This is a genomic window from Streptomyces olindensis (genome assembly GCF_040645895.1).
Lineage (GTDB): Bacteria > Actinomycetota > Actinomycetes > Streptomycetales > Streptomycetaceae > Streptomyces > Streptomyces olindensis.
In genome coordinates this window covers 1-5,804 of the sequence record NZ_JBEYZD010000087.1, presented here as the reverse complement: position 1 = coordinate 5,804, position 5,804 = coordinate 1, and the positions used below count along the sequence as shown (strand labels likewise).

Annotated in this window: 6 protein-coding genes; 3 read left to right on the top strand and 3 right to left on the bottom strand. The window is 70.0% G+C overall.

Annotated features, from left to right (window positions below; all coding sequences use genetic code 11):
* Both ABZ948_RS35735 and ABZ948_RS35730 read right to left on the bottom strand, forming a co-directional pair.
* On the bottom strand, positions 1-198 hold a 198-nt coding region (locus ABZ948_RS35735), incomplete at its 3' end, for a hypothetical protein (protein WP_359766778.1).
* Between the two features lie 457 nt (positions 199-655).
* Positions 656-1,333: a TetR/AcrR family transcriptional regulator gene (locus ABZ948_RS35730; protein ID WP_359766776.1), complete on the bottom strand. Its 678-nt coding sequence runs from the start codon at positions 1,331-1,333 to the stop codon at positions 656-658.
* A gap of 103 nt (positions 1,334-1,436) precedes the next feature.
* Here ABZ948_RS35730 and ABZ948_RS35725 point away from each other — a divergent pair, with 103 nt between their 5' ends.
* The 3 genes from ABZ948_RS35725 (at position 1,437) to ABZ948_RS35715 (ending at position 3,384) form a co-directional block, all read left to right on the top strand.
* Entirely contained in the window at positions 1,437-1,901 is a 465-nt protein-coding gene (locus tag ABZ948_RS35725; protein ID WP_359766774.1) for an ester cyclase, read from the top strand.
* Positions 1,898-2,392: a DUF3237 domain-containing protein gene (locus ABZ948_RS35720; RefSeq protein WP_359766772.1), complete on the top strand. Its 495-nt coding sequence runs from the start codon at positions 1,898-1,900 to the stop codon at positions 2,390-2,392. The genes ABZ948_RS35725 and ABZ948_RS35720 overlap by 4 nt, the downstream gene beginning before the upstream one ends.
* 425 nt (positions 2,393-2,817) lie before the next feature.
* Positions 2,818-3,384: a Uma2 family endonuclease gene (locus tag ABZ948_RS35715; protein WP_359766770.1), complete on the top strand. Its 567-nt coding sequence runs from the start codon at positions 2,818-2,820 to the stop codon at positions 3,382-3,384.
* A gap of 553 nt (positions 3,385-3,937) precedes the next feature.
* Here the strand turns inward: ABZ948_RS35715 and abc-f are convergent.
* Positions 3,938-5,566 carry a ribosomal protection-like ABC-F family protein gene (abc-f, locus tag ABZ948_RS35710; RefSeq protein WP_359766768.1) on the bottom strand — a complete coding sequence of 543 codons (1,629 nt, stop codon included), beginning with the start codon at positions 5,564-5,566 and terminating at the stop codon, positions 3,938-3,940.
* Positions 5,567-5,804 lie beyond the last annotated feature (238 nt).

Below are 5,804 nucleotides of genomic sequence, written 5' to 3'. Positions count from 1 at the left end.
GAGGTTGGCCTGCATCCGTCGCTGGGTATCAGCGAACGAGAGCAGGGCCCTGGACAGGCCGGTCATGTCGAGGTTGGCCTGCATCCGTCGCTGGGCTTCAGCGAACGAGAGCAGGGCTCTAGACAGGGTGGCCAGGGCCGGGGAGTCGACACGAAGGAGTTGCAGCGATGTCTCGCGCATCTCGGGTGTGGTGGCCATGCCGGTCACCTTGCCACAGTGCGGGCGGGCCGGGATGTGGGGTCTGCAATTCACGAGCGGTGAGACGGCAGAGTGTGCTTGCAGCCCATGGCCAGCCGCCACGCCCCTCCCCGAAGCCTGTATGAGCTCCAATGACCGATCCGCCGAGAGCCACGCATCAACAAGCATCTGACATCCACGGCTGACATCAACGATGCCGGACAGGGGCGTACACCAGCGACTCTGTCCGGCCGTCCCACCAGTCGCCGACCGCAGCCGAAGTGGGTCAGGATCGAACTCTTTAAAGCGGGTGTCTCAAGTCCGCATCCCGTATACGTATGTACGAAGTCGTCGCGCAGAAGCATCCGTTGTCGCGCCCGTCGGCGCTCACCGTGATGATCCGTGTCGGCTGCTGAGCGAGCGGCGCACCGAGTCACGGACGGTGGCCGCCGAGGTACTACGCGGAGAGAGCCGTCTGTCAGCGTGGTGGTGCAGAGAACCCGTCCACAACCCGGCGGACCTTAGACACCGCGTCGCTCTCCCCCAAGCGCAGTGCGGTGTTCGCCGCGTTGAGTACCGCGTCGAGCTGAAAGACCGTGAGGTCTACGTCCAGTTGGGCGATCTCATCAGTGGCTACTGCGCAGCGCAGTTCGGTGGCGAGGAGGGTGAGCCAGGTGTGGCGGTGGAGCAGTAGGGCGTCGCGGACTTTTCCGGGGTGGCTGTCGAAGTCGGGGAGGCTGGCCGCCCAGAAGCAGCCCCCGGCGAACAGGGGTGTCTCGACGTAGGTGATCCAGTGTTCCGTCAGCGCGCGGAGCCTGGTGATGCCCGGCTGCGCGGTCTGTGCGGGGCGGACGACCGCTTCGGTGAACTCTTCGCGCGCCGACTCCGCGACCGCCAGTTGCAGGTTCTCCTTGGTTTTGAAGAGCGTCTGGATTCCGCTCTTGCTCAGCCCCAGGTCGGTGGCCAGGCGGCCGATGCTGAGGCCGTTGAGCCCTTCCAGCGAGGCGATGTCGACGCCGTGGCGTGCGATCTTGCGCCGGGTGCGGGTGCCGCGGACCAGGCGCTGGTCCGCCACGGTCGCGCTCGCGCCTGCGGTTTCCGTGGCGTGCACGGCCGCCTGTGGCAACCGGCTCCGGCTCCCTGAGTGCTCGTTCATCGGCTCCCATCCTGCCATGTGCCTTGCTCGAAGCATACGACCGGTCGTACGTTTACTTTCCCAGCGCGCTGAAGCGCGCGAAAGCGCATCGCAGGAGGCACCTGTGCACGAGCACCGCATGTTCGAACTGGCGCACGCGTTAGCCGTCGCCAAGAGCCGACAGGACATACCCGCCGCTCTGCGGCTCTTGCACCCGGACATGGTGCTGGAGACCCCGGCCTTCGGTACGACGGCTCGGGGACTGGCCGAGAACGAGAAGGCGTTGAGGCGGTTCTTCGCCTCGTTCCCCGACTATGACGTCGCCCTGCACGGCCGCGCGAGCGACGGTGACACGCTCGTGTGCTGGGGTACGGCCCGGCTGACCATGACAGGCGACCGGTTCGGCGTCCTCCCCAACGGGAAGCGTGCCGAGGTACCGGTGTTCATCCAGTTCACGTTCAAGGACGACCTGATCGCGGGCGAGCGCTTCTTCTTCGACCTGGCGGCACTGTGCGCCCAGTCCGGCGTCTCGACGGACGCGGTCCGGCAGAGGCTGTTCCCCGCGCTCACCGGAGGCGGCGCAGCATGACAGCGGACCCGCGCGTGAAGGACGTCGGCGAGATCCGGACGGAGCACCTCTTCGACATGGTCGTCGACTTGAACCCCCGTCTGCCCTTCGGCAGCGGGCCGTTCGGCCGGCGCGTCCTCTTCGGTGCCGCAGGAGGCACGTTCGACGGCCCCGGGCTGCACGGCGACGTCCTTCCCGGTGGGGGAGACTGGGCACTGTTCGCCCCTGACGGAACGATGGCCCTGGACGTACGCCTGACGCTGCGCACCCACGACGGCGCCCTCCTGCACATGACCTACGGCGGCCGCTGGGTCACCCCGCCCGAGGTGCGCGAGGCCCTGGCCGACCCCGACGAGCGGCTCCGGATCGATCCGGCCGACTACTACTTCCGGACCAACCCGCTCTTCGAGACAGGGGCCGAGCCATACGCATGGCTCAACGGCACGGTCTGCGTCGGGTCGGGATACCTCGTCGAGGGCGGCATCGCCTACAAGGTCTGCCGGGTGCTGTGACGGGGCGTCGTGGAGTGAAGAGTCCTCAGCCGTTCCTGCTCGTGCACGGCTCCTGCTGGAGCCGTGTCCGGCTGCCTGTCCTCGGCGGCCCGGCCGCCGCCGGCCTACGCCTGATCACCGTCGCGGGCGGATGTCGCACAGGAGGAGCGGCTGGCCTCGCGCCGGACGCACCGCTCTGACGGCCGCACCGGGCGGCCGCACCGGGCGGCCGCACCGGGCGGCCGCGCGGCCGGGGAGGCCGGGATCGTCGAGTCCCCGGAGCCGTGGACCGACCCGGGCTTGCGGTTTCGACGGCACTGCTGCTGGTGTGGGGCAAGGAGGACCGTCACCGCTTGCGTGAGCGAGATCAGCGGCCGGACGGATGGCAGACAGTACGCTGATCCCAGCGGGATCGGGCCCGCGGCACAGTGTCCGGGAGGTGCCTCATGACGGCCGAGATGGTGGCCCCGGCGTGGATGCATGAGCAGATCACGGCGGAGGAGTACGAGTCCTGGTCCGCGGAGCAGTGCGCCGGTATCGAGATCGTGGACGGGATGGTCGTCGTGACTCCGAGTGCGTCCAAGCGGCACAACCGGCTGGCTCGGATTCTGGCGAACGCCCTGGATGCTGCGGCGGGCCCGGAGTGGAACGCCGACACTGACTTCGACGTCCGGCTGCGGGACGTCCCGCTCACCAATCGCCGCCCGGACGTCGTCGTGTACCGCGCAGACACGATCGACATCACCCCCACCCGCCCTGAGCACGTACTGCTGGTCGCGGAGGTGGTGTCGCCGGGCTCGGAGACCACCGACAGGATCGTGAAGGTCGACCAGTACGCCAAGGCGGGCATCGGCTTCTACTGGCGGATCGAGCAAGCCCTGACAGGCCTGCCTCTTGTGTACACCTACGTTCTCGACCCCGCGACGCATACCTACCGGGAGGGAGACGTCTTCACGGGCGTCCTCAAGGTAGCGGCCCCCTTCCCGGTGGAGATCGACCTCGGTCAGATCTGACAATTCAGTTGCGGGACCGCGCGTGCTACGGCAGCTCGGTGACGCCCGCATCGACATCCTCGTCCTCAACGCCGGCATGCAGACCGCCAAGGCGGAGAGGCGGAGGGGCGGAGCGCGGACGGCTACGCGTTGACGTTCGCGGTCAGCTACCTGGCCCACTACCTGTTGCCCGGCTCCTGGTGCCGCGCGTGGCCGACGACGGCCGCCTGGTGATCACCACCAGCGAGACGCACGGCCCCAAGGTCACCCCGATGGCGCCCAAGAGCCTTGAACGGTCAGGGCCCGTCGGATCAGTGTGATCGCGTTCAGCCCCGGTCTCACTGGCGGCACGTCACTCGGGCGGGACAGCTCGCGTGCCAGGCGCGTGTTCGTCACGTTCCTGATGCGCACGCGGTCTTCCGAGTGGTCGGGATCTCCCGTCCCGAGTCCGCCATGGGCAAGGGGCAGCCGGCGTTCCCGGTGACGGGCACCTGTGGAGGAGCGCCCGTTGCGGAAGCCGTCGGGTGCGGACGGCGACCGGGCCGGTGCTTCGGCCTCGGCCGCCTTCGGCCGGTCACCGGGCCGTGCCCAGCTCGTGGACCGCTCCCGGCAGCGCCGACCGCAGCCGTCGGTCGTGGGTGACGATGATGAGCGTGCCCTGGTACGCGGCGAGGGCCGGCTGGAGTTCTTCCACCAGGGAGGGCGAGAGGTGGTTCGTCGGCTCGTCCAGGAGGAGCAGGTCGTGTGTGCCCGTGACCAGGCGGGCCAGTTCGAGGCGGCGGCGCTGGCCGGTGGAGAGGGCCCGTACGGGCCGGGTCAGGTCGGCTTCGTGGAAGAGGCCCAGGGCGAGCAGCGCGTCGGCGCGGTCCTCCCCGAAGGCCGCGAGCAGCGGGCGGCTCTCCTCCTCGGGGGAGGTCGGGGCTGCCACTTGGCGCAGGAAGCCGACCCTCGCGGGCCGGCGCACCGTGGCGCCCGGCTCGGGCGTGACCTCGCCGGCGAGGATCTGGAGGAACGTGGTCTTGCCCGCGCCGTTGGGGCCGGTCACCACCAGTCGGCCCCCTGCGGGGACCTGGAGCGAGTCGAGGACCAGGCGCCCGGGTACGCGCACGTCCCGCACCTCCACCGCGCGGTCCGCCGATCCTTCGATGTCCGCGGAGAACCGCAGCGGCTCGGGAGGCGCGGACACCGGATCGTCGGTGAGGCGCTGCAGTCGCTCGCGCGCGTTGCGGATGCGGCTCATGGCGCCGTGGGCCCGTGAGCGGGCCCGGAACGCGCCCGCGCCGCTGAACGCCCACGGCCCCTTCCGCGGGATCGCCTCGAGGCGTCCGATGTGGGAGTCGGCGAGCCGGGACTGGCGGGCCACCTCGGTGCGCCACTCCGCGTACTCCCGCTCGTGCCGGGCCCGTTCGGCGGCCTTGGCCGTGAGGTATCCCGCGTAGCCGTCGCCGTAGCGGCGTACGGACCGGGTGTGGTGGTCGACCTCCAGAATGGTGTCGGTGACCCGGTCGAGGAAGGCCCGGTCGTGCGTGACGGCGACGAGTGTGCCCCGGTGGGCGCGCAGCCGCTCCTCCAGCCAGGCCACGGCCTCGTCGTCGAGGTCGTTGGTGGGCTCGTCGAGCAGCAGCAGTTCGGGGGACGAGGCGAGCGTCGCGGCCAGGGCGAGGCGGGAGTGTTGGCCGCCGGAGAGGGTGCCGAGCCGCCGCGACCGGTCCAGGCCGGCCGGCTCGCCGAGGTGGCGCAGGGCGACGTCGACACGGCGGTCCGCGTCGTATCCGCCGCGCGCCTCGAACTCCGCCTCCAGTGCGGCATACCGGTCGTAGGCTTCCGGGTCCGCTCCGTGGAGTGCGGCGCCCGTCGTCCGCAGGCGCCGTTCGAGCGCGCGCAGTTCGGCGAGCGCCAGGTCGACGGCGTCGCCGACGCACGCCGTGCCGGGCAGGTCGAGGGTCTGCGCCAGGTGTCCTGTGCCGCCCGGTGCGACGACGCCGACCTCGCCGTTGTCGGGCTGCACGGTGCCGGCGAGCAGCCGCAGCAGGGTGGACTTGCCCGAGCCGTTGTCCCCGATGATCCCCGCCTTCTCCCCTGGCCGGAGCGTGAAGGACACGCGGTCCAGGACGAGGTGAGGGCCGTAGCGCTTACTGACGTCGGTGACGGTGAGCTGGGAGGCGGCGGTGGGGGCGGAGGGTGCTTCGGGAGTTCGGAACAAGTGGTGTCTTCCTTCGTCGAGGACAGGGAGATCAAGAGGCTGAGACGAGACGTATCGTCTCGACTTTCCCCGAACATTAACCCCTGCATCCCCCTCACGCAAGACGTTGCGTCTCGTATCGCACGAAGGGCCGGCCCGGGAGGGCCCGACGATTCCGGCCGGGCCGTACTTCCACTGGACGAGCTGCTCGAAGGCGACGACGAAGGCGGCGGAGAGGAGAGCGAGGGCGGGCATCGGA

Coding starts and splice junctions, on each gene's coding strand:
- ABZ948_RS35715 (WP_359766770.1), top strand. CDS start 2,818: ATGACGGCCGAGATGGTGGCCCCGGCGTGGATGCATGAGCAGATCACG.
- ABZ948_RS35730 (WP_359766776.1), bottom strand. CDS start 1,333: ATGAACGAGCACTCAGGGAGCCGGAGCCGGTTGCCACAGGCGGCCGTG.
- ABZ948_RS35720 (WP_359766772.1), top strand. CDS start 1,898: ATGACAGCGGACCCGCGCGTGAAGGACGTCGGCGAGATCCGGACGGAG.